Source organism: Pseudomonas sp. Marseille-Q5115 (assembly GCF_916618905.1).
GTDB classification, from domain to species: Bacteria; Pseudomonadota; Gammaproteobacteria; order Pseudomonadales; family Pseudomonadaceae; genus Aquipseudomonas; species Aquipseudomonas japonica_A.
This window is the reverse complement of record NZ_CAKAKI010000001.1, coordinates 1,397,411-1,421,591: the sequence shown is the minus strand read 5'-3', so window position 1 is coordinate 1,421,591 and position 24,181 is coordinate 1,397,411. Positions and strand designations below refer to the sequence as shown.

Below are 24,181 nucleotides of genomic sequence, written 5' to 3'. Positions count from 1 at the left end.
GCCACTATCCAGCGGGCCAGTGGGGCCTGCTCCCTGGCCAAGGGCAGCCATGGACGCTGTGTATGTAAGCGAAGACGGCCCTGTGCCTGGCTTCGAATCGTTCGATGAACATTGGCTTGCCGGCCTGCATTGGTCCCTCCTGGATGTCGAGGATGGCATAAGCCGCTGGCGAGTAACCAGCGCCGATGGCCTGCGCCGCTGGCTGCTGGTACGGGCAGACCACCCTGCCACTGCTGAAGCTCACGCCTGGCTTGATCGTGAATACGCCCTGGCACCGAGCTTGGGCGCCGCTGGGGCATTGCGCCCCCTCGGCCGCCTGACCACCCGCGAAGGGCCGGCCCTGGTGCTGCAGGACGGTGGCCAGCCGGCCTCCACCGTGGCGGGTGCATTGCCGCTGGAAGGCTTCCTTACCTTTGCGATCAACGCCAGCGCTGCCCTTGCCGTCGTCCATGAACGCGGCATCATCCATAACCACCTGTGCTCGCGCCATTTGATGGTGAGCAGCGAGGGCCTGGTGAGGCTGACCGGCTTCGGCGCGGCAACAGCAATAGACAACCATGCCAGGGCCCCGGCCGGTGCACGGCCGAGCCGCTACGCCTACCTCGCGCCGGAAGCGCACACCGTTGGCGCTGCGTCGGTGCGCCCCGAGACAGACCTGTACGCCCTTGGCGTTACCTTCTTCGAGCTGCTCACCGGGCGCTTGCCTTTCGAAGCGAACGATCCACTGGAATGGCGTCAGCAGCACCTGGCGGTCACCCCGCCCCGGCTGTCCCGGTTTTGCCAGGGAGCCCCCGAACCCCTGGAGCAGCTGATCGCCCGTTTACTCAGCAAGCAGCCCGAACACCGGCCTGCGTCGGCGCGCCTGCTCGAAGCTCAACTATGGCGCTTTCATAACGAATGGCGTGAATACGGCACCCTTCAAGCCAACACCGAAGCACCGCCCCGCCTTCCATTGGCGGTGACGCTGGTGGGCCGCGAAGCACCGATGGCGGTATTGAACGAGGCGGTGCAAGCCCTCTACGACGGACACGGCGGCGCGGTGTTCATCAGTGGCGAACCGGGCATCGGCAAGACCAGCCTGGTACGTGGCATGCGCCAACGCCTGGGTGCACAAGCGCTGCTGTTTGCCAACGCGAAATGCGAGCTGGCACGCCACCCTTTGCCCTATGGTGCCCTTTGCGCGGCCCTGGGTGCGTTGTTCACCCGGCTGGCAGGCGCCTCGCCGGAGCAGGCGCAACCCGTAGCCGAGCGCGTGCGCCAGGCCTTGGGCGATCAGGGCGATACCCTGAGCCGCCTGGTACCGGAGCTGCAATGGCTCACCGGAGTGCTGCCTGCCGCCAGCGAACCTTCGGTGAGCGAAGCGCGGCGCAACCTTCTGGGGCTGTTCCAGCGGCTTCTGGCAGCGTTGGCCACGCCTCAGTGCCCTGTGGTGGTGTTCCTTGATGACGTGCAGTGGGTGGATCACGAAACCCTGTCGTTCCTTGCTGAACTCAGCGGTCGGGACTTGCACCACGTTCTTCTGATCCTCGCCTGTCGCAGCGATGCCTTGGCCACCGACCCTGCTCTGGTCCGTTTGCTGGGGCATTTCCGGGCGCTGGGAGAGCGCTGTCGGGAGATCACCCTCCTCCCGCTTGGTGTCGATGACATCGCCACCGTGCTCGACGCTCGGCTGAGCCTGCACAGTACCGAACGCGACGCGCTGGCGCACCGGCTGCATCAGCGCGGCGCTGGCAACCCGCTGTATATCGATCAGGTTATCGCCGTGCTGGGTGATCTCGAGCGGCCGGAGGCGGCGATCAACCTTCCTGTGTTCGCCGACGTGGAAGCACTGTTCACCACCCGCCTGGATGACCTACCCGAGCGCACTCGGGAATTGCTCAGCATGTTGGCCATGCTTGGCAACCATACGCCGCTGGATGACCTGGCCGCTGTTACCGCAACCGACCCTGTACCGCTCACCGCCATGCTGCGCCCCGCGATCATTGCCGGGCTTGTGGCAGAGAGCCGTGGCGGGCTGGCGTTCGTGCATGACTCGATGCTTGAAGCGGTTCGCGCACGCTTGCGCGATGACATTCAGCATGCCATGCACCTGCAATTTGCGACCATTCTGCTGGGGCGCTTATCGGCCCAGGCAGACGCGCAGGCGTTGTTCCGCGTTGCCGGCCAGGTACTGCGCGTCCACCACGCGTTGCTCGGCAATAGCCAGCGGCAGGCATTCGTGGCGGTGCTGGTCCGCGCCGCAGATACTGCCCGCGCGGCTGCGGCGCCAAAAATTGCCTTGCGCTATCTGGCGCAGGCGCAGCGCATGCTCGCCGCCGCCTCCCCCGGCTTGCGGGCATTGACCCGAGAGGTGGACCTTCTTCAGGTGCAGTGCCTTATTCTCGATGCCGACCATCTGGCAGCCGAGCGCCATATCGCAACGCTGCTGCAGCACCCATTGGACGCCCTGGAAGGGGCCAGCCTTTACCGGCTCGCCAGCGAGATACGCGCATTGCAAGGTGACTACAGCGGGGCCGTGCAAACGATCATCAAAGGGCTGGCCAGCCTGGGCGTGAGCATGGCCCCTGATCCGTCCTGCGAGCAGGCCAAACAGGCCTGGGAAGGGCTGCTTCACGATCTCGCCGGTCGATCGCCGAGTGTATTTCTCAGCCTGCGCCCTGCGGCTGATCCGCCCGTGGAAGCCCTGATCGAACTGTTGGCCAGCGTGTTGATTCCCGGTTCCTTCATCAGCCCTACGCTGATGCTGGTCACGGCCTGCCAGATCGCCCGCCTTACCCTCGCCCACGGCCTTACCGCCGCCAGCATTCCCGGCCTTGCCTGGTTGGGTGTGACCTGTGCCCACCGCTTTGACGCTCACGCACTGGGGTTCGGCTTCAGCCACTGCGCCGTTACGCTGGCCGAGCAGCCTCGCTACGCCAGCGGGCGGGTGGCAGCCCTGGTGGCGCTGGACCAGGTGAGTGTATGGACCCAGCCCCTGCCCTTCGCACTCGAATGCGCCGAACAGGCGTACAGGTCGAGCCTGGCGCAAGGCAGCCCGAGCCTGGCGTGCTTCTCCAACACGCATATCGTGTCGGACCTGTTGGTGCTGGGCGCGCCCATTGAGCGCATGCTCCGGCAAATCGATGCCGGCTTGAACCTGGCGACCAACCTTGAGTACGCCGACGCGCAAAGCATTCTGTATATCCAGGCCCGGTACATTCGGCGCCTGGCCGGGGATGTGGGCGGGTCGGTGCCCATCCCCGAGCGTGCGGAGCTGGCCCGGCGGGTGGAAGCCAGCACCATGGGGCCATTGCATTTCTGGTGGGAGCTGTTCGACGGGCTGTTCGAATTCCTCGAAGGCAACTTCGCCGCGGCCGCCTGCCGCATGGATGCCGCCTGGGCGCTGGCCTGGGCGGTACCGGCGCACATCCACCTGATCGACCTGGCACTGTTCACCGTGTTGAATCGCGCCGCGCTGCAGACCGCCACGGGCAGCCCACAGAATTTCGACTGCCCGCTGAGCTCCCTGCGCCTGTGGGCAAGCCTCAACCCTCGGTATTTTGCCGACCGCCTGGCGCTGGCCGAAGCCGAAATATGCCGGGTTAACGGTGACAACCTGGGCGCGCTGCAAGGCTATGAAACCGCGATTGCCCATGCGACTCAATGCGGCGCCATTCATATTCAAGGGCTGGGCCATGAACTGGCTGCCCGCTGTCACCACAGCGTGGGGCTGGAGGTGTCGGCGCGTCATCACTGGCGGCTGGCGCGCGATGCCTGGGTGCGCTGGGGCGCAGGCGTGCTGGCCCGGCAACTGGAGGCCGAGCATCCGTTCCTGCTGGAGCCCGATCGCTTCGCGTTCAGCCATCCCGCTCAGGCCACCGCGCAGCCGCTGGATGTGATGTCGATCACCCGCGCCTGCCAGGCGCTTTCCCGGGAGATAGAACTCGATGCCTTGGTGAAGAACCTGCTGTCCACCACGGTGATGTATGCAGGCGCCACCGATGCCGCGCTGCTGCTGGCCGATGGCGACGAGCTCACGCTACGCGCAACCGCCCACGCCAATGTCGGCGGCGTGGAGGTGCAGTTGTGCGAGGCGCAGCCGTCACCCACGGCCCTGCCCCTGAGCCTGATCCATGCCAGCCTGCGTGGGCGCAGCTCACTGGTGGTGAACCGGCCCGAGCAACTGCGCGGCTACGCCGATGACAGCTACCTGCGGCGGCTGGAAAACGGCTCGGCGCTGTGCGTGCCACTGCTCAAGCAAAACACTGTGATTGGCCTGCTGTACCTGGAAAACGGCCTGGCCCCCGAGGTGTTCGAGCCCTCGCGAGTGGAAGTGCTGGAATGGCTGGCGGCCCAGGCAGCGATCTCCCTGAGCCACGCCCGCCTGTACAGCAGCCTGGTGGAGGAAAACCAACGCCGGCAGCAGACCGAAACAGCCCTGCGCGCTGCACGCGGCGAGCTGAACCGCACCGCCCAGGCCACCATACTCGGCGAACTGGCCGCCTCCATTGCCCATGAAATCAACCAGCCGTTGCTGTCGATCCTTACCAATGCCGGCGCCAGCCTGCGCTGGCTGCAGCGGCCACAGCCAGAAATCGGCGAAGCCAGCGAAGGCCTGCGCGACATCAAGAGCGAGGCCCAACGCGCCGCCGACATCGTTACCGCAATCCGCTCCCTGGCCCGCCAAGCCGCGCCGGAACGCCAGCCTGTAGCCCTGGATGCGCTTATCCGCCAGGTACTGGCGGTCACCCAGGCAGACATCGACGACCGCCAGGTAGCACTTATCCTCAACCTGCAGTCGCCCGCCCTGGTCGAAGCCGATGCGGTACAGGTTCAGCAAGTGGTGCTGAACCTGGTGAACAACGCGATGGACGCCATGCAAACCCTGCCTGCGACCCAACGGCGCCTCACGGTAAGTACCGAACCGGTGCCTGGCGGCGTGCTGGTGATGGTTGAAGACACCGGCCCCGGCATAGCGCCTGACCAGGCCGGCAAGGTCTTCCAGGCGTTCTACAGCACCAAGGCGAGCGGCATGGGCATGGGCCTGGCGATCTGCTCCTCGATCATCAGCGCACACGGCGGCGTGTTGCACACCCACACGGGGCGCGAGGGTGAGCATTTGTTCCTGTTTACATTGCCGGGCGTGGAAGGGGGTTCGCCACCTGAATGATTTCGCAGGCACGGCTCTGTTACCCTGCGTGCACCCTTCACCCGAGCCCCACCCCATGCTTGCTTCAGAGCTCAAGGCCTTTTACATGGTTGCCCGCCTGGGCAGCATCACTCAGGCAGCGAAGAAGCTTGGCCTCAGCCAGCCTACGGTCACTACCCAGATCCGCAACCTGGAGGCCCAGTACGGCATCGAGCTGTTTTATCGAGGCGGACGGCGTTTGGTGCTGAGCGACGAGGGCGCGCGTTTGTTGCCCATGGTCAAACAGCTGTTGCAGCAGGAAGCGGACATTGAATTCCACCTGCGTAACGCTAGCCAGCTGCAAGGTCGGCTGCGCCTGGGGGCCACCGCGCCCTACTACGTGCTGGACCTGGTAAAGCGCCTGCGCGAGCGTCATCCGCAGATTCAGGTAAGCCTGGAGATCGGTAACTCCCAGCAGGTCATCGAAGCGCTGGAAGAGCACCGCGTGGACCTTGCCGCATCCTCGCAACTGGAAGAAGACAGCCGCTTTACCCGGCTGGTACTGGGCCATGACCCTCTGGTGGTGGCTGCTCATCGCAGCCATCCCCTGGCCGCGTGCGCCGTGCTGCCGCCCGCCGCGCTCGCAGGGCACTGCCTGCTGATGCGCGAGGCTGGGTCCACCACGCGCCTGCTCACCGAGCACATGCTGGAAAGCGCAGGCGTAAAGGTGAACGCCACGGTGGAGATCGGCAGCCGCGAATCCATCCGCGAGGCGGTGTTGCGTAACCTGGGGGTGAGCGTGATTGCCCGCCACGAGGTGCCGGAAAACCCCGACTTGCGCGTGATCGCCCTGGAGGGCGCGCCATTGATCGCCGAATACCTGTACTGCCTCAAGGACCGGCGCCATGCCCGCCTGCCCGCCGCTTTGCTGGCGCTCGCTCGCGAAACCGCACTACCCGCTTCGCAAAACCACTGATACGCCTATCGCCGCTTTTGGGTTAACTGCCATCAAGGCTTAGCAGGCCGCGCCCACCATGGGCCTCGTTAACTTCAGCGAGGTTCGGTCCATGGGTACGGTAAGTCTGCACATCGGTGGCGTGCATAAAGCTTTTGGCGCTTTCAAGGCGCTGGGCGGCGTATCGCTGGACGTGCGCGCCGGCGAGCTGGTTTGCCTACTGGGCCCTTCCGGCTGTGGCAAAACCACACTGCTGCGTTGCCTGGCCGGGCTCGAGCGGCAGGATCGCGGGCGGATCATCGTCGGCGAGCGCGACGTGTCCACTTTGCCGCCCGCTGCCCGCGACTATGGGATCGTGTTCCAGAGCTACGCGCTATTTCCTAACCTCAGCGTGGCGCAGAACGTTGCTTACGGCCTCGCGGCATTGCCTCGCCAGGCATGCCGCGCCCGAGTGCAGGAAATGCTAGAGCTGGTCGGGCTTCAGGGCAGCGACCGCAAGTTTCCCGGCCAACTGTCCGGTGGCCAACAGCAACGGGTAGCGCTTGCGCGGGCATTGGCGCCTAACCCTTCTCTACTGCTGCTGGACGAACCGCTGTCGGCGCTGGATGCGCAAGTGCGTGACCACCTGTGTGCAGAGCTTCGGCAACTACAGCAGCGCCTGGGCATCACCACCTTGATGGTCACCCACAACCAGGACGAAGCCATGCTGATGGCTGACCGCATCGCGGTCATGAACGAAGGCCGCGTGGAGCAATACGGCACTGCCCGGGAGCTGTATCAACACCCCCGCACACCGTTCGTGGCGCGTTTCTTCGGCCAAGGCAATTGGCTGCCCTTCCATCTCGAGGGCCAGCAGGCACGCGTCGGTACCCTGAGCGTGCATCTGCCGGCGGGCCCCTTGCATACGCAGGGCCGATTGTTCTGTCGCCCTGAAGCCGTGCTGGTCAACCCGCAGCCGGGCGAAGAAAACCGGTTCAGCGCGCAACTGCGGGGCGAGACGTTTTTGGGGAACCACCGCCGCCTGGCGTTCGAACTGGATGCAATGCCCGGCCATACCTTGCAGGCGGAGCTCCCCGCAATGGCGCCCCCGCTGCACCCAGGGCCGTTATGGGTGGCCTTGCCCTCGCGCCATTTGCAGGTATTTGCCTGATGGACCGCGCTATTGTGCTGCAGGAGCCCGCCCCAGCCCGCCGTTTGCCCGCCGACCTTGGCGATCGCCTGCTGATCGGCGCGGGCCTCGCTACGCTACTCGGTTGGTTGACCCTGGCCTTGGTGTGCCCCTTGCTGGCCATGCTCTGGCGAGCCCTGAGCGATACCCCTGGGCAAGGCGGTGGCCTGAACGCCGCAACGGCAATGCTCACCAGCGAGCACTTCCATTGGTTGCTAACCAATAGCCTATCAAGTGCCTTGGCCGTTACCTGCCTGGTACTGCCGCTGGCCTATGGCTTCGCTTACGGCCTGCAGCGCGCCTGTGTTCCCGCCCGGCCACTATGGCGCGGCGTGGCGCTGCTGCCGCTGCTGGCGCCCTCGATGCTACCCGGCATTGCGTTGATCTACCTGTTCGGCAACCAGGGGGTGCTGCGTGAATGGCTACAGGGGAACCTCTACGGGTTCTGGGGCATTGTGCTGGGCCAGGCGATTTATTGTTTCCCCCATGCCCTGATGGTGTTGATGTCCACCCTTGCGCTCGCGGATCGGCGGCTATTCGATGCCGCGGCCAGCATGGGGGCCTCGCCTTGGCGGGCGTTTCGCACCATCACCTGGCCGTCTTCCCGGCAGGGTGTATTCGCCTCGGGATGCCTGGTGTTTACCTTGTGCGTGACGGATTTCGGCGTGCCGGTAGTGGTGGGCGGGGATTACCAGACGCTGGCGCTGGAAGCCTACAAGGCCGTGGTCGGCCAGCAGCAATTTGGCCGCGGCGCGCTGGTAGGCTTGATGCTGCTGGTGCCCGCCCTGCTGAGCTTCGGGGTTGACCTGTGGTTGCGCCGACGCCAGCGCGACGCCATGAGCGGCCGCGCTCAAGCCTGGCACCCGCAGCCTTCGCCAGGTCGCGATCGGGCGTATCTGCTGCTGATATTGCTGGTATGCGCAGCCCTGATCGGCGTGTTCGGCATGGCGATGTACGCCTCGCTGGCGCGGTTCTGGCCGTATGACCTGTCGCTTTCGCTACAGCACTACGCTTTTTCGGATCTTCCCGGCGGATGGCAAGCGTATCGCAACAGCCTTGTTTTGGGCCTGGGGACCGCCACCGGCGGGGTGGCGCTGGTGTTCCTTGCCGCCTGCCTGCTGGAAAAAACCCGCGCCACGGCGCTCACCCGCACGCTGCGCCTGCTGTTGTTCATTCCCATGGCAGTCCCCGGGTTGGTGCTGGGGCTGGGTTATGTCTTTTTCTTCAACCTGCCCGACAACCCACTGAACCTGCTGTATGGCAGCCTGCCGTTGATGGCGATGTGCACCATCGCGCATTTCCTGACCACCGCGCATTTTACCGCCAGCGCGGCGGTGCGGCAGCTGGACACCGAGTTCGAGGCTGCCGCGCTTTCGTTGAAAGTCCCTCTGCTGCGCCACTTCCTGAGGGTAACCCTGCCCCTGTGCCTGCCTGCGCTGCTGGACGTGTTTCGCTACCTGTTCGTGTCGGCGATGACCACGGTGTCGGCGGTGATCTTCCTCTACAGCCCGGACAGCATGCTGGCGGCCATTGCGGTGCTCAACCTCGATGATGCCGGGAACACTGGCGGCGCCGCCGCGATGGGCTCGTTGATTCTGCTGACCAGCGCCCTCGCCTCCCTGGTGCTGGCGGCCCTCTCCCGCCGCGCCGTACGCCGCAGCCAAGCCTGGCGCGCAGCCACCCACTAACCTTCAAACGGAACCTTTCCAATGACCTATCAACCCCCGACTCGTTTGCACGCCGCCATTCTCGACTGGGCCGGCACCGTGGTGGATTTCGGCTCGTTCGCGCCAACTCGCATTTTTGTCGAGGCCTTTGCCAGCTTCGACCTGCCCCTCAGCCTGGAGGAAGCCCGGGGGCCCATGGGGCTGGGCAAATGGGCACACATCCGCGCGCTATGCGACCAGCCTGCGGTGGCGGAGCGCTTCCAACGGCGCTTCGGTCGGCTGCCCACGGATGCCGACGTCACGGCCTTGTACAAGCGGTTCATGCCCCTGCAGATCGAAAAAGTGGGCGAGCATTCAGCGATGATTCCCGGCGCTCTGGAGGCTATCGCGAGCCTTCAGGAGCGCGGCCTGAAGATCGGCAGTTGCTCGGGCTACCCGCGCGCGGTGATGACCAAGGTAGAGGCCCTGGCCAGCGAGGCGGGTTACCGCCCGGACCATGTGGTGGCCAGTGATGAAGTGCCGCGCGGGCGACCCTCCCCCGCGCAGGCGCTGGCCAATGTGATTGCTCTGGAAATCGAGGACGTGGCCGCGTGCGTAAAGGTGGACGACACCGCCCCCGGAATGCTCGAAGGCCGCCGTGCCGGCATGTGGACGGTAGCGTTGCGCTTTTCGGGTAACTGCCTGGGCTTGAGCTGGGAAGACTATCAAGCGCTTAGCCATGAACAACGTGCTGCCGCGCGCCAGCGCATCGACGCCGAGCTTGGCCCATGCCGACCTCATTACCTGATCGACACCATTGCCGAACTGCCGGCCATCGTCGACGCCATCAATGCCCGCCTCGCCCGCGGTGAACTGCCGAACGCCCATTGACCCGCCCTTACATTAAAACGGAGCGCTCCATGACCAAACCCGCCGCATTGGCCGTTTCGCTATGCCTCATCGTCGCTGCCCACGCCCATGCCGACACCGAGTTGACGGTGTATACCGCGCTGGAGGTAGAGCAATTGAAGCCCTACCAGGCCGCGTTTGAAAAACAGAACCCGGATATCCGCATCAAGTGGGTGCGCGATTCCACCGGTATTGTCACGGCCAAGCTGCTGGCCGAGAAAGACCGCCCCCAGGCGGACGTAGTATGGGGCCTGGCGGGTTCCAGCCTGGCGATACTTGAACAGCAAGGGCTGCTGCAGCCTTACGCACCGGCGAACCTGGCGCAGATCGGGCCCAACTACCGCGACGCCGCCAACCCTCCCGCCTGGGTGGGCATGGACGTGTGGGCGGCCACGGTCTGCTTCAATACCGTGGAGGCTGAAAAACAAGGGCTGCCCCGCCCCACCAGCTGGGCCGATCTCACCAAGCCGGTGTACAAGGGCAAGATCGTGATGCCCAACCCGGCGTCCTCCGGTACCGGTTACCTGGATGTCAGCGCCTGGCTGCAGCGCTTCGGCGAGGCGCAGGGCTGGGCCTACATGGACCAGCTGCACCAGAACATCGGCCAGTACACCCATTCCGGCTCCAAGCCCTGCAAGCAGGCCGCCGCGGGTGAGTTCCCCATCGGTATCTCGTTCGAGTACCCCGCCGTGCAACTCAAGCGCAAAGGCGCCCCCCTGGATGTGATCCTGCCAAGCGAGGGGCTGGGCTGGGCTGGGAAATCGAAGCCACGGGCATCATCAAGGGCACTCCGAAACTGGACGCTGCCCGCAAGCTTGCCGATTTCTCCGCCAGCCCTGCGGCCATGGCCTTGTACCGGGAAAACTTCGCCGTACTGGCGCAACCGGGCCAGGCGGCCCCCTTTGCCGAGCTGCCCGCCGACTACGAACAGCGATTGATCAAGAACGACTTCACCTGGGCGTCGGAGAACCGCGATCGAATCCTGGCCGAATGGCGCAAGCGCTATGACGGTAAATCCGAACCCCTCCCCCGATAAGTCTGCTGGAGCTTTGTATGAACGAATCGCACAGCGACCTGATCATCGTCGGCGCCGGCATCCTCGGCCTGGCACATGCCTGGGCCGGCGCGCGCCGCGGCTTGCGGGTGACCGTGTTCGAGCGCAGCCACACGCCCCTGGGCGCGTCGGTGCGCAACTTCGGCCAGGCGCCGGGGCCGATGCTGGAGCTGGCGCGCGAGGCGCGTACCCTATGGGCCGTGCTGGCGGCGGAAGCAGGGCTGCACCTTCGCCAGCAGGGCTCGCTACTGTTTGCGCGCACCGAAGCCGAAGAGGCATTGCTGGAGGCCTTCCGAGCCGGCCGAGGAGAAGCCCTCGGCTACCGCACCGAACTGCTGCGCGGGCCCGCATTGGCCGCGCTCTATCAAGGCCGCTTCGCACATCATCGGGCCGCTCTGCATGGGCTGGACGATCAACAGGTGTACTCGCGCCAGGCGCTGCCTCAGATCGTGGAATATCTGGCCACACAACTGGGTGTGACGTTCCATTTCTCAACCTTGGTGCGGGACGTGTCCCCCGGCGAGGTGCTAACCACCCGGGGCCGTTTCACCGCTAGCCAGGTGGTGGTGTGTTCGGGCCATGATTACCAGACCTTGCTGGCCGAACCTCTGGCCAGGCTGAGCCCACAGGTGTGTGCGCTGCAAATGCTCCGCGCGCGCCCCCGCCAGCCGCTGGACCTGCACCACGCCCTGCTCACCGGCCTGAGCTGCGTGCATTACGGCGCCTATGCCGACTTGCCCGAAGCCCAAGCCATCCGCGAGCAGATCCGCCGCGATCAGCCGGAGCTGGAAACCCATGGCATTCACCTGCTGATCAGCCCGACCCCCTACGGGGATTTGATCATCGGCGACTCCCACGCCTATGGCAGCGACGCCTCACCTTTCAATGCCGAAGCGGTGGACAGCCTGCTGCTCGAACTGGCCGAGCACACGCTCGGCTGTAAAGTGGACGTGATCGAACGCTGGCAGGGCGTATACGGCTGCCGGGGCCCCGGACCGTTCAGTGTCACTCGCGCAGGCGACGGGGTAACGGCGGTATTGATGCATACGGGGCTGGGGATGAGCGTGGGGTTGGCACTGGGGGAACAGGTGATCGCCGAACTGTTCGACGCCAGGTAGGCGCTCGCGGCAGCCAGCGAACAAAGCCTCTGCCTGGTTCGCCCTGGCAACGCACACGCTGCTACGCTGCATTAACTACCCCGGCAGGTCGTCCGCTATCGCCGTGTGGTCCCGCGGATACCCGCCGAGGTCACCATGGATGCGCTTCGTGTCTCGCACGCCCCTGCCGGGGCCATCTGGCTGCTCATGTCGAGCCTGCTTGCCGGTTGCGCCGCGGCCCCCCGCGGGCCGGAGCCTACCCCGAATGCCGATACCTCCCGGGGTCAAACCCTGCAGTTAGCCAAGGAACCTGACCAGGGCGGGCCCAGCTGTATCCCCGACGGCCAGGTGGACCTGCGAAACACTGACCCCGACGACAGCTATGAGCAGGTCACCGCCCGCTGGAAACAACTGGCCTGCCGCTATAAAGCGACCCAGGGGCGCAAGCTGCTGGTGTTCCTGGATGGCACGGCAAACAACAAACAGAGCAGCACGAACATTTGGCGATTGTACGATCTGGCGCTGAAGGCGGCGGACCACGGCCAGCCGGTGATCCCCTATTACGACCGGGGCGTGGGCAATGACAAGCGCTCGCAGGTGACCGGCAACCTGTTCGGCTCCGGTGTGAGCCTGAACGTACGCCAGGCCTACCGCTTCCTCGCCCAGGCCTACCGGCCGGGAGACCAGATCTACCTGTTCGGTTTCAGCCGTGGGGCCTTCACGGCACGCTCGCTCAACGGCTTTATCGAGTTCGCCGGGCTGCTAAATGCTGAGGCGCTCGGGGTCGACTGGGGAGATCGCATGCCGGCCTTTATGGGGCTTACCCGGCTGCACCGGGATGCCAATCACCTGTACGAAATCTACTTCAGCCGCGATACCGGCAGTGCCCGCTTCGAGCCCACCCTGCGCAAGCATCTGCAGGATTATGAGAAGCAACACGGCCTGCCGGTGCGCCCGGTGACGGTCGAAGCCATCGGCGTGTTCGACACCGTGCCGGCCGCCGGGCTGCTGCGCGACGAGGAGCCCGACGACCATCGCATCGGCCTGTACGCCCGCCGGGGGTACCATGCGATGTCCCTGGACGAGCAGCGTGACGACTTTCGCTTGCAGCGCTTTTTCGCCCCCTTGCGTGACGGGCAACGTTTACAAGAGGTGTGGTTCGCCGGCGTGCACGCGGATGTGGGGGGCGGCTATGGCGCGCCGGCGCTCAGTGGCTGCCCTCTCGACCCAAACCTTCCCAAGGCGCAGCAACCCATCGGGTTGGAAGCAACGCCGCTGCGCTGGATGCTGGGCAACTTCACTGCCGATCGCATTTTCGCCGACGCTCCCTGGCCGCAGGAATGCCTGGATGGCCGCCTACACGACGAGTTCCTCGACAGCGTGGGCCTGAGACAGCGGGTATTCCGGCTGGCTGGCCTTAACCGCCGACACCCCGTGGTGGGGGACACCGTGGACGGCAGCGTGCTTTGCCGTATGCAGATCACCTTGGCCGAGGGGGTGCGGCACTGCGAACGCGAGCCCGAGGGGCACTATCGCCCGGCCAACCTGGGGGATGATCCGCGGCGGCTGTTCAAGGTACTGCCGCGCGCCTGCCCGGCGACGGCAAGGCCGCAGGCCCAACGCGAGCAAACCGCCGCCGCGCCAGTCACTCGCTGCGCCACGCCCTGATCACACCGGCAGTTCCTGCAACCACAAGCGGTTCTTGCCACTGTGCTTGGCTCGGTACAGCGCTTCATCGGCCGCTTGCAGCCAGTCCCGCTCGGAGCCGTACTTGCGTGAATAGGGCACCAGGCCAATGCTCAGGCTGGCCTGGGCCACAGGCGAGGCGCCGTCGGTCCAGTTGCTGAAGCGCTTGCGAATGTCGTTGAGCTGGTCGAAGGCCTGGCTCACGGTTATGTCGTAGAGGATCACGCAGAACTCGTCGCCGCCGTAGCGCCCAGGTACCGCTTGGGGCCCAAGCCCGGCGCGCAGGAGGTTGGCCAAGCGGGCGATGATCGCATCACCGACCAGGTGGCCATGGCTGTCGTTGATGGTTTTGAAGTCGTCGATGTCCAGCAGGGCGAGGATGGCGACCTTCTGCCCGCCACGGCATTCCCGCCAGGTGGCGCGCAGGCGCTCCAGCCATGCGGCCTGGTGCAGCAGGTTGGTCATGCCGTCCAGCGTACTGATCAGCTTGAAGGCTTTTTTGTGCACCGCCAGCTGCACGGCCAGCCGGTAGCTTGCGCTGCCCACCGCCAGCGGGTAGATCACCAGCATCGGCAAGCAAGCGAGCATCTGCAGTTCGGTGGTGTGGGGTGCCAGCTTGAAACCGGTGAGCAACAACGCGGCAATCACGCCAGCCCCTTGCAGTAACACTGTCCAGCGCAACAACGCCCAACCGCCAGCGGCCACCGCATTCATCAAAACCATTGCCAGCAGCAACACCGAGGGCAACAGGTTGAGCGCCATCTGGCCCGCCCACAGGCCTGCAAATGCCCCGTCCAGCAGCAGGCTGCGGCGCTCCGCCGTGTAGGGGTCCAGCGCAGCCCGGTTTACCCGGTAGGCCAAGGTGGGCCACACAAACGCGTTCAGCCCTATCAGTGCCCACACCCAACCGCTGGTAACGCCATTGCTCAGCGCTACCGCAACGATGAATACTGCACTGAGCGCGCAGCCCATGGACCGCGGGCCATAGATTCGGCGGGCAAAATCACGGCCCAGTTCGCGGCGGCTGCTCGGCATGGCTTCCTCATTCCTGATGGCTTACTAACGGATAGCCAACGCCGGCGTTCGTGCTCGCACAGATGGCAAGTGAGCCAAGAGGCTCGCGGGCGGGATAATGTCACTTTGATATAGGCGGAACAATGCCCAATCGATCACATTGCATGGCCGTCCGACCGGCGTAGTAGAGCCGCTCGGGCGCGGCCATAAGGTCTGCGCGCGCCGATAATCTGTAATCCTGCCGCTTTGGCAGGTTATCCCCTACACTTGCGCGCCGCACACTCTCGGCGGATTCAAGGCGTGGCCAGGGCAGCAGTACCAATGACACAAACCGACATCACTTTCGCGCTGGGCTTTCTGTCCGGCGGCGGCGAAATGGGCGCGCGCATCCGCGCCTTCGATTGGGCCAGCACGCCGCTGGGTAACCCGCAGGGCTGGCCCCAATCGCTGCGGTCGGCCTTGAGCATCTGCCTCAATTCCAGCCTTCCAACGGCAATCTACTGGGGGCCAGAGCTGCGCCTGCTCTATAACGACGCCTGGGCGTTCATACCTGGTGAACGCCATCCAGGGTGCCTGGGGCAACCCGCTGCCGAGGTGTGGCGCGACATCTGGCACATCGTTGGGCCGCAGTTGACCCAGGTAAGTGATAGCGGTGAGGGCTTCACCGTGTTCGACCAGTTGCTGCCGTTGATGCGAAACGGTGAGGTGACCGAAAGCTACTGGAACTACAGCCTCACGCCTATCCGCGGCGAAACGGGTGACATCTCAGGCATTTTCAACCAGGGCCACGACACTACCCAGCGCGTGCTGCATGAGCGCCAGCGTGAAGCCGACCTGGCGCGCCAAAAGCGGATGTTCGAGCAGGCCCCTGGGTTCATGACCATATTGCGCGGGCCCGAACATGTGTTCGAGTTCGTGAACAGCGCCTACCTGCGGCTGTTCGGGCACAGGGGCTTTATCGGCAAGCCCATTCGCGAGGTGTTCCCCGAGCTTGAAGGCCAGGGCTTCTACGAGTGGCTGGACCGCGTGTACACCACCGGTGAACGTTTCGTGGCCAAGCGCACCCCGATCATGCTGGCCTACGAAGGGGCGCCCAGCGAGCAGCGCTACCTGGATTTTATCTACGAACCGCTCACGGACGAAGCCAACCGGGTGATCGGCATCTTCTGCGAAGGCTTTGACGTGACCGAAGCGCACCTGGCCCAGGCCGCGCTCGCTGCCAGCGAGGAGCGGTTTCGCGCGGCGCTGGCCATCGACACTGTCGGCGCGGTGTTTTTCACCGACGACGGCGTATTGCTGGACGCCAACGAAGCCTTCCTGCGCATGAGCGGGTACAGCGCCGAGGACGTGAAGGCCGGCCGGTTGAACTGGAAAATGCTCACGCCGGCCGAGTGGCGGCGGCCCTGGCTCAGGGCAATGGCGGAGCTGAAGGCCTGCGGCGTCGCCACACCCTTCGAGCGCGAGCATCTGCGCAAGGACGGCAGCCGGTGGTGGTCCCTGGTCGCGGCCAAACGCCTGCCGGATGGCAGCTGTTTCGAACTGGTGGTGGACATCACCGACCGGGTGCGCGCCGAGGAAGCCCTGCGCGAACAAACCCGTACCCTGGAAACCCTCGACCAGATCAACAAACTGTTGGCCGGCGACCTGGACCTGGAACGGGTGGTGCAAACCTTGACCGATGCCGGGGTAGCGCTCACAGGCGCCCGGTTCGGCGCGTTCTTCCATAACGTGCTGGATGACAGTGGCGAGCACCTCACCTTGTTCACGCTGTCTGGCGCCGAGCGGGAACAGTTTTCCTCGCTCGGCGGGTTGCGCGCCACGCCGGTGTTCGCCCCGACCTTCCGTAACAAAGGCGTGGTGCGTTCCGACGATATCCTGGCCGACCCCCGCTACGGGCAGCGGGGCCCCCACAACGGTATGCCCGAGGGCCATCTGCCGGTGCGCAGTTACCTGGCGGTGTCAGTGGTATCCCGGGCGGGCGAAGTGCTGGGCGGGCTGTTTTTCGGGCACCCCGAACCCGGCCGCTTCGGCGAGCGACACGAGCGAGTGATGGTCGCCTTGGCTGCTCAGGCGGCTATCGCCATCGACAACGCACGGCTGTTCCAGCAGGTACAAACTGCCAATGAAACCCTCGAGCAGCGGGTGGTCGAGCGTACTGAAGAACTCACCCAGGCACACGAAGCCCTGCGCCAGGCGCAAAAAATGGAAGCGGTGGGGCAGCTCACGGGCGGCATTGCCCACGACTTCAACAACTTGCTGGCGGGCATCATCGGCGGGCTGGAGATCGTCGAACAGCGGCTCAAGGCCGGCCGTTCGGATAACCTCGACCGCTTCCTCAAGGGCGCGCAGAACTCCGCCCAGCGGGCGGCCGCACTCACCCAGCGACTGTTGGCGTTTTCCCGCCGGCAAACCCTGGCCCCCCGCCCCCTCGACGTGAACCAGCTGGTGATGGGCATGCAGGAGTTGATCGGGCGCACGGTGGGCCCGGCGATCGAAGTGCGAGTGAGCGTCACAGCGGGCCTGTGGCCAGCCTGCGTTGACGCCCCTCAATTGGAAAGCGCACTGCTGAACCTGGCAATCAATGCGCGCGACGCCATGCCTGCAGGTGGCAGCATCACACTGGAAACCAGCAATCTGCACCTCGATAGCAAAGCCGCCGTAACCTATGACCTGCCACCGGGCGAGTACCTGCGCATTGGCGTGACGGATACCGGCACGGGCATTCCCGGGAACATCATCGAGCGGATTTTCGACCCCTTCTTCACCACCAAGCCCATCGGCCAGGGCACCGGCCTGGGCCTGTCCATGGTGCACGGCTTCGTGCGCCAGTCGGGCGGGCAGGTGCGGGTCCATTCCGAGGTAAACCTGGGCACTACGGTCAATCTTTACCTGCCACGCCACCTGGGTGAGGCGGCGCCGGAGGGTAGGCCCGTACCCATGGCCGCGGCGGAAACCGGCATGGGCGAAACCGTGCTGGTGATTGATGACGAGGCCACCGTGCGCATGCTGATGGTGGAGGCGCTGCAGCACGCCGGTTACCGCACCTTGCAGGCCAATGATGGGCCAGCCGGCCTCAAACTGCTGGCGAGCGAGCCCCGCATCGACCTGCTGGTGACTGACGTGGGCTTGCCCGGCGGCATGAATGGCCGCCAGGTGGCTGACGCGGCGCGCGTGGCACGCCCCACCCTTCAAGTGCTGTTCGTAACCGGTTTCGCCGAGCATTCGGTATTGGCTGCGGGGGACCTCGAAGACGGCATGGCGGTATTGAGCAAACCCTTCTCCATGGCCAGCCTGGCAGCGAACGTTGCCCGGATGCTCGGCAACGCTTGAGCCTTTTGCGATTTTGTTGTGCCGTTGCGGTAACAGCTAACCTGTGAATGTGTCGAAACGGGGCGCGGTTACTCATCACCCACACAGGAACGCAACGATGCGAGAGAGCGATAAACGCTGGGCCATGGGGCTGCTTGCGGCCTGCCTGCTGGCAACCGGTACGGCCAACGCCAAGGACTGGAGCCGCGTGAACATCGCCACCGAAGGCAGCTACGAGCCGTGGAACCTCACCCTGCCGGGCGGAAAGGTGAGCGGCTTCGAGCCTGAACTGATGGAGGTGCTGTGCCAGCGCATGAAGCTGGAATGCGTGCTGAAGGTGCAGAACTGGGACGGGATGATCGCCAGCCTCAACGCCGGCAAGTTCGACGTGTTGATGGATGCGATCGTGATCACCGAAGAGCGCAAGCAGGTGATGGCCTTCTCCACCCCTTATGCCCGCACGCCAGCGAGCTTCGCGGCCATGGACGCCAAGTTGCTGCCCGGCACGCCTGGCAAGGAAGGCGCCATCACCCTGGCCAATGACCCTGCTCAGATCAAGCCGGCCGTCGAGGCCCTGCGCAAGGCATTGGACGGTAAAACCATCGGCATTGCCTCCGGCACGGTGTACACGCCGTTTATCGACGAGTACTTCAAGGACGTGGCCACGGTGCGCGAGTACAGCACCTCGGCGGACGCGATCCTGGACCTGAACGCCGGCCGCATCGACGCGGTGTTCGACGACGTGACCTTCCTCAACGCCACCCTGGATAAGCCCGATAACAAAGGCCTGGCGTATACCGGGCCGGAGATCGCCGGGCCCATCTGGGGCGAAGGCGAGGCGTTGGGCTTTCGCAAGGCGGACACCGACCTCAAGGCCCGCTTCGACGCCGCCCTAAAGGACGCCATCGCCGATGGCACGGTCAAGCGCCTGAGCGAGAAGTGGTTCAAGGTGGACCTCACCCCGTAATGGCCCTTGCCCGACCACGAAGGAGACACCCACATGGCGCTTGTGGAGTTGCTGGGCTTCAGTGAACACGGCTGGGGCCCGACGCTGCTTCAAGCGGCGGGAATGACCCTGGTGCTCACCGCTGTAGCGCTGTTGATCGGCGCAGTGGCCGGCGCCCTGGTGGCCATGGCCAAGTTGTCATCGCGGCGCGCATTGCGCTGGCTGGGGGAGCTGTATTCCGTGCTGTTTCGCGGCATTCCGGAATTGTTGGTGATCTACCTGTTCTACTTCGGCGGCGCCACCATGGTATCGGCAGTTGCCCACTGGTTCGGCGGCGGTGGCTACATCGACGTGCCGCCCTTTGCGGTGGGCGCGCTGGCGGTGGGGCTGATTTCCGGGTCGTACCAGGCCGAGGTGTACCGCGGCGCGTACCTGGCGGTACCCAAGGGCGAATTGGAAGCGGCCAGCGCGATTGGCATGTCCCCTGCCCTGCGCCTGCGCCGGGTACTGATCCCGCAGGTGTTGCGCTTTGCCCTGCCTGGGTTGGGCAACGTGTGGCAGATGAGCCTGAAGGATTCGGCACTGATATCGGTGATCGGGCTGGTGGAGCTGATGCGCGCCAGCCAGGTGGCGGCGGGCTCGACACGCCAGTACTTCACCTTTTACATCGTGGGCGGCCTGGGGTATCTGGCGCTCACGTGGCTGTCGGGCCGTGTGTTCGCCGCCGCCGAAGCCCGCGTGCGCCGCACCCGCCGTACCAACGCGATGCACTCCTGAGGGCCTGTGGTGATCGACTTCGAATTTCTGGGTAGCACCCTGTTCAAGCTGATGGGGGCGCTGCCCACCACGCTCGGGTTGTTCTTCGCGTCGCTCGCGCTAGGTTTGTGCCTTTCGCTTGGGGTAGTGGCCTTGCGGGTGAACCGGCGTCCTTGGTTGAGTTACCCCGCGCGTGGTTATATCGCGCTGTTCCGCGGTACCCCATTGCTGGTGCAGATGTTTCTGATTTACTACGGCCTGGGGCAGTTCCCCGAGGTGCGCCAGAGCTTCGCCTGGGTGGTACTGCGTTCGCCCTATGCCTGCGCCGTGCTCTCGCTGGCATTGTGTACCGCAGGCTACACCGCCGAGATCATCCGCGGTGGCCTGTTGAGCGTGCCTCAAGGGCAGATCGAAGCAGGCCTGGCCATCGGGCTCTCTCGTTGGCAGCTGCTGCGCCGGATCATTGCTCCCATCACCTTGCGCCAGGCGCTGCCGGCATACTCCACAGAGGCCATTCTGCTGGTCAAATCCACGGCGCTGGCCAGCCTGGTGACCGTGTGGGACGTCACGGGCGTTGCCCAGCAGATCATCCAGCGCAGCTACCGCACCCTTGAGGTGTTCGCCTGCGCCGCGGCTATTTATCTGGTGCTGAATTTCCTGGTAGTGCGCGCCGTGGCCTGGCTGGAGCACCGCCTTGCCGTGCCGACGCGCCCCTTGGAAAGCGATGCCCCGGCACAAGCTGCGGCGCCCCTACCTACCGACCCTTGACGCCGACTGCGCTGAACCGGCTCGGCCTGCCTACCCTCCGGCAATCAGGCTTCAGGCTTGGGCATCGGCTGCGCCACGCCGCTTTCCACCCCACCGGACGCATCGTCCAGGGTATCGGCGTTGCTGGTATCGCTCGCTTCCGATTCCAGCTCGTCGCTGGCCTGCTTCCAATGCGAATGCGCCGCGCCTTCCGGGCGGCCTTCGCGCTCCCAGAGTTCGTACGCACGGTCTCGGATCCTGCTTTCGTCCACGCTCATGGCCGTAGTCCTCGTTCGCTGATGGCTGTTTCCACATCGACCCGGCAACGGGCCGTAAGTTGGATGAAAGCGATACCGCCCCGACGGCTGGCCAGGGCCGCTGACCCTCCTGAGAGAAAACTCGCGGGCCGATGAAATGTGCTGAACCCGTTGCGCTTGTGCAACTCCTATACAAAACGCAGCGACGGGACAATTTTGATGAGCACAGCAGCGGTTTACCTGGGCCAAGGTACTGCTCGCCTTACGGGCGAACCGGTTGCCAGCGCCGACCTGGATATCGAGCAGTACCTGCGGGACCTGATCGCCGCAGGGAAGGGCCATCTTCCATTGCCCGGTGCCGGCCATACCCTGCAGCGCTGGCGCGCCTTGGCACAGGTCGCGGCCGTCGACCTTTCCCTTGTGAAGTTTTACGAGGGGCATACCGACGCGCTGGCGATCCTCGCCGAGTTGGCGCCCAATCACCCCTCAGGTGAAGGCTTGTGGGCTGTCTGGGCCTCCGATCCGCTCAATGCACGGGTGCGCGCAGAGCGTTCGAGCGATGGCCAGTTGCGCTTGCATGGCACCAAAGCCTGGTGCTCAGGGGCGGCGCAGGTCGATCATGCGCTGGTCACTGTGTGGGGCGCCAACGACGAGCCCTGGCTGGCCGCGGTCAATTTGCGCCAACCCGGAATCCAGATCGTTGACGGCGCGTGGCAGGCAGTAGGCATGGCGGCCACGGCCAGCCTGGACGTGCGCTTCGATGACGCGGTGGCGCAGGTGATTTGCGCCGGTGACGGTTACCTCCAGCGGCCGGGCTTCTGGCAAGGCGGCGCCGGCATTGCCGCCTGCTGGTATGGCGCCGCCGCCCGCCTGAGCGAATACCTGCGCGATGGCAGCAAAACCGACCCCCATGCGCTGGCCCATCTGGGCGCCGTGGATGCCAGCTTGTCCATGGCCGCCGCCAGCCTGCGCGAGTGCGCGCAGTGGATAGACACCCATCCCACCCGTAACGCTGAGCTCTCGGTGCGGCGGGGGCGCGCCCAGGTCGAACGCACCGTAGAGCAGGTGCTGCACCACGTGGGCCGCGCTTTGGGCGCTACTCCGTTCTGCCGCGACCGCCACTTTGCCCGGCTCGCCGCCGACCTTCCTGTATTCGTACGCCAAAGCCATGCCGAGCGCGACCTTGCCGCCCTTGGGGCCTTGAGCCGCCACCCATCCCAGGCTGGAGACTGGCGCCTATGAGCGACGCCGAAAATCTTATACAAACCAAAGGCACGCCGCTGGAGGCATGGCAGAACTCCCACCGCCTGGCTGCGGTGCCGGCCATCAGCCTCGATGAACTGGCCCCACGGGGCCAGCGGGTGGTGGTGGTGGCGCCTCACCCGGACGACGAAGTGATTGCCTGTGGTGGCTTGCTGGCGGCGCTGACAGAGCGCGAGCAGGAATTGCTGCTGGTGTCCGTGACCGATGGCGAAGGTAGCCACCCTGGCTCCCTTGACTGGCCGCCCGAGCGTTTGCGTCAGGCCCGTTACGCTGAAAGCGAGGCGGCCTTGCGCGCCCTCGGCCTGGCGCCGGAGCGGTTGCCCTGGCAGCGCCTGCATGCACCTGACAGCCAGGTGGGCAACGACGAGGCCGGCCTTGCCGCCACCCTGAGAGCGCTGCTGCGACCCACCGACGTCGTATTTACCACTTGGCGGCTGGATGGCCATTGCGACCACGAAGCCGTTGCGCGCGCCTGCCTGGCCGCCACTGCCGACGCGGGGGCCCGATTGCGCGAAATCCCTGTATGGGCCTGGCATTGGGCTACCCCCGAGGATGACCGCCTTCCCTGGGAGCGGGCTCGCCGCCTGACACTCACGCCGCAATGGCTGGCACGCAAACAGGCGGCGCTTCATGCGCATCAGAGCCAGCTCCACCGCGATCCCACCACCGGCGCCGACCCCGTACTAAGCGAAGAAGCCCTTCGGCGATGGCTGCAACCCTACGAGGTGGTGTTCCTATGACAGACCCGGAAGGCTACTTCAATAACCTGTACGACGGCGACCCCGACCCCTGGGCCTACCGCCGCCGTTGGTACGAGAAACGCAAGCGCGACCTCACCCTCGCCTGCCTCCCCCGCCAGCGTTACCGCCGTGGCTTCGAGCCGGGCTGTTCGAACGGAGAGCTGAGCGCGGAGCTGGCCCAGCGCTGCGACCAACTGCTGTGCACCGACCTCAACGCCCAGGCCGTGGCCCTGGCGCAAGAACGGCTGGCAGGCATCGAGGGGGTGGACGTACGCCAGTGTTCGCTGCCCGATGACTGGCCGCCGGGCGAGTTCGACCTCATCGTGCTGAGCGAAGTGGGCTACTACCTGGACCCCGAAGCCTGGGAGCAGGTGGCCATCCGGGCTGGCAAGAACCTGGCGGCTGGCGGTTGCGTATTGGCGTGTCATTGGCTGCACCCGATCGAGGGCTGCCGGATGGACGGTCATGGTGTACATCAAATACTGGCGCGGAAGCTGGAACTTGAGCCCCTGATTCACCATCTTGAGAAAGACTTCATTCTGGAACTCTGGGGCCACCAGCCGGTTGGCTTCGATTTAAGCGAGGTGGTCGAATGATCGGCGTTCTGGTCCCGGTTCATAACGAAGAGCAGCTGTTGGGGGCCTGCCTGAGCTCCGTACTCAAGGCAGCCAGGCATCCCGAGCTTGCCGGGGAAGAGGTGGAAATACTTGCTGTGCTGGATGCTTGCACCGACGGTTCGCATGCCATCGCCACAGCACTGGGTGTGCAGACCCTGAGCGTGAACAGCCGCAATGTGGGCCACGCCCGCAGCGTAGGGGCCAGTTATCTGCTTGGCCGCGGCGCGCGCTGGCTGGCCTGCACCGACGCCGACAGCCTGGTTGGCGAAGACTGGCTTTGCAACCAACTGAAATTCGGCGCGGAGGCCGTCTGCGGAACGGTGCATGTTGAAGACTGGAGCGGCCACTCCGCCAGCGTACAAGCCCGGTACATGGCCAATTACCAGGACCGCGACGGCCATCGGCACATTCACGGCGCCAACCTGGGCGTATGCGCCAACGCCTACCGTCGCGTGGGCGGCTTCCGCCCGCTCAGCGCCCACGAAGACGTGCACCTGATCGAAGACCTCGAGCGCAGCGGTGCCCGCATCGTGTGGACACATCTGAACCGAGTGATCACCAGTGCCCGCTTCGATTGCCGAGCGCAGGGCGGGTTCAGCGATTACTTGAAGGGATTGGCAGAGGGCGTGCAGCCCTGATATCAACTTCCCTATAGCCTGATATCAAAAAGCCGGCACTTATGCCGGTTTTTTTATTTCCCCGCCGATACATTCAAATAAACAAAACGCATACCTTTTGCACTTCAAAGGCATTACCCCGCCCAAACCCTCCCACCTATATTCAAGCGCGCCGGCCGCACTCCGGCATCGTTTGCCAATCGGCCCACCCTGGGCCACCACGGGCTTACCTCACAACAGCAATACCAAGGTAACCCTGGGCTACGCACGTTGAACGGCGGGGCTTTGCCCTC

The 24,181-nt window shown here is 65.0% G+C and carries 17 protein-coding genes and 1 pseudogene; 16 read left to right on the top strand and 2 right to left on the bottom strand.

Translation table 11 applies throughout. The features are described from left to right. The first annotated feature begins 49 nt into the window (after nt 1–49). The 8 genes and pseudogenes from LG385_RS06905 to LG385_RS06870 all read left to right on the top strand — a co-directional run bounded on the left by LG385_RS06905 (nt 50) and on the right by LG385_RS06870 (nt 13,604). The gene (locus LG385_RS06905; RefSeq protein WP_225773507.1) at nt 50–5,149 is read left to right on the top strand and encodes an ATP-binding sensor histidine kinase; all 5,100 of its coding nucleotides are present in this window, start codon (nt 50–52) and stop codon (nt 5,147–5,149) included. A 55-nt stretch (nt 5,150–5,204) separates the two neighbouring features. Beyond that, nucleotides 5,205–6,083: a LysR substrate-binding domain-containing protein gene (locus tag LG385_RS06900; protein WP_225773504.1), complete on the top strand. Its 879-nt coding sequence runs from the start codon at nt 5,205–5,207 to the stop codon at nt 6,081–6,083. A 91-nt stretch (nt 6,084–6,174) separates the two neighbouring features. Then, nucleotides 6,175–7,212 carry a putative 2-aminoethylphosphonate ABC transporter ATP-binding protein gene (locus LG385_RS06895; protein WP_225773502.1) on the top strand — a complete coding sequence of 346 codons (1,038 nt, stop codon included), beginning with the start codon at nt 6,175–6,177 and terminating at the stop codon, nt 7,210–7,212. Next, on the top strand, nt 7,212–8,918 hold the full coding sequence (locus LG385_RS06890) for a putative 2-aminoethylphosphonate ABC transporter permease subunit (protein ID WP_225773500.1): 1,707 nt from the start codon (nt 7,212–7,214) through the stop codon (nt 8,916–8,918). The genes LG385_RS06895 and LG385_RS06890 overlap by 1 nt, the downstream gene beginning before the upstream one ends. A 21-nt stretch (nt 8,919–8,939) precedes the next feature. After that, on the top strand, nt 8,940–9,767 hold the full coding sequence (gene phnX, locus LG385_RS06885) for a phosphonoacetaldehyde hydrolase (RefSeq protein WP_225773499.1): 828 nt from the start codon (nt 8,940–8,942) through the stop codon (nt 9,765–9,767). 29 nt (nt 9,768–9,796) lie between these two features. After that, nucleotides 9,797–10,821, top strand: a pseudogene (locus LG385_RS06880) (putative 2-aminoethylphosphonate ABC transporter substrate-binding protein). Nucleotides 10,822–10,838: 17 nt separating this feature from the next. Then, the gene (locus LG385_RS06875) at nt 10,839–11,957 is read left to right on the top strand and encodes a TIGR03364 family FAD-dependent oxidoreductase (RefSeq protein ID WP_225773497.1); all 1,119 of its coding nucleotides are present in this window, start codon (nt 10,839–10,841) and stop codon (nt 11,955–11,957) included. Between the two features lie 135 nt (nt 11,958–12,092). Next, on the top strand, nt 12,093–13,604 hold the full coding sequence (locus LG385_RS06870; protein WP_225773495.1) for a T6SS phospholipase effector Tle1-like catalytic domain-containing protein: 1,512 nt from the start codon (nt 12,093–12,095) through the stop codon (nt 13,602–13,604). On the opposite strand, the gene LG385_RS06865 is transcribed toward LG385_RS06870, so the two are convergent. After that, a complete protein-coding gene (locus LG385_RS06865; RefSeq protein WP_225773493.1) occupies nt 13,605–14,657 on the bottom strand; it encodes a diguanylate cyclase in 1,053 nt (350 codons plus the stop codon). It abuts the gene before it with no gap. 300 nt (nt 14,658–14,957) lie between these two features. Between LG385_RS06865 and LG385_RS06860 the strand changes: the two genes are divergently transcribed. The 4 genes from LG385_RS06860 (at nt 14,958) to LG385_RS06845 (ending at nt 20,415) form a co-directional block, all read left to right on the top strand. Continuing rightward, nucleotides 14,958–17,966, top strand: coding sequence for a PAS domain-containing protein (locus LG385_RS06860; RefSeq protein WP_225773491.1), 3,009 nt, complete (start codon nt 14,958–14,960; stop codon nt 17,964–17,966). 97 nt (nt 17,967–18,063) lie between these two features. Beyond that, a complete protein-coding gene (locus tag LG385_RS06855) occupies nt 18,064–18,912 on the top strand; it encodes a transporter substrate-binding domain-containing protein (RefSeq protein ID WP_225773488.1) in 849 nt (282 codons plus the stop codon). A gap of 33 nt (nt 18,913–18,945) precedes the next feature. After that, a complete protein-coding gene (locus LG385_RS06850; protein WP_225773473.1) occupies nt 18,946–19,668 on the top strand; it encodes an ABC transporter permease in 723 nt (240 codons plus the stop codon). Between the two features lie 9 nt (nt 19,669–19,677). Then, nucleotides 19,678–20,415: an ABC transporter permease subunit gene (locus LG385_RS06845; protein ID WP_318781385.1), complete on the top strand. Its 738-nt coding sequence runs from the start codon at nt 19,678–19,680 to the stop codon at nt 20,413–20,415. Nucleotides 20,416–20,459: 44 nt separating this feature from the next. Here the strand turns inward: LG385_RS06845 and LG385_RS06840 are convergent, their stop codons facing one another. Further along, on the bottom strand, nt 20,460–20,672 hold the full coding sequence (locus tag LG385_RS06840; RefSeq protein WP_225773471.1) for a DUF2934 domain-containing protein: 213 nt from the start codon (nt 20,670–20,672) through the stop codon (nt 20,460–20,462). Nucleotides 20,673–20,870: 198 nt separating this feature from the next. Between LG385_RS06840 and LG385_RS06835 the strand changes: the two genes are divergently transcribed. From LG385_RS06835 to LG385_RS06820, 4 genes are read left to right on the top strand one after another with little or no spacing between them, the layout of a single operon-like run. Then, nucleotides 20,871–21,893 (top strand): acyl-CoA dehydrogenase family protein, encoded by a 1,023-nt coding sequence (locus tag LG385_RS06835; RefSeq protein ID WP_225773469.1) that lies wholly within the window; start codon nt 20,871–20,873, stop codon nt 21,891–21,893. Further along, nucleotides 21,890–22,654 carry a PIG-L deacetylase family protein gene (locus LG385_RS06830; protein WP_225773467.1) on the top strand — a complete coding sequence of 255 codons (765 nt, stop codon included), beginning with the start codon at nt 21,890–21,892 and terminating at the stop codon, nt 22,652–22,654. The genes LG385_RS06835 and LG385_RS06830 overlap by 4 nt, the downstream gene beginning before the upstream one ends. After that, the gene (locus tag LG385_RS06825) at nt 22,651–23,250 is read left to right on the top strand and encodes a class I SAM-dependent methyltransferase (protein ID WP_225773464.1); all 600 of its coding nucleotides are present in this window, start codon (nt 22,651–22,653) and stop codon (nt 23,248–23,250) included. The genes LG385_RS06830 and LG385_RS06825 overlap by 4 nt, the downstream gene beginning before the upstream one ends. Further along, complete coding sequence (locus LG385_RS06820) at nt 23,247–23,909, top strand: glycosyltransferase (RefSeq protein ID WP_225773462.1); 663 nt, start codon at nt 23,247–23,249, stop codon at nt 23,907–23,909. The genes LG385_RS06825 and LG385_RS06820 overlap by 4 nt, the downstream gene beginning before the upstream one ends. Nucleotides 23,910–24,181 lie beyond the last annotated feature (272 nt).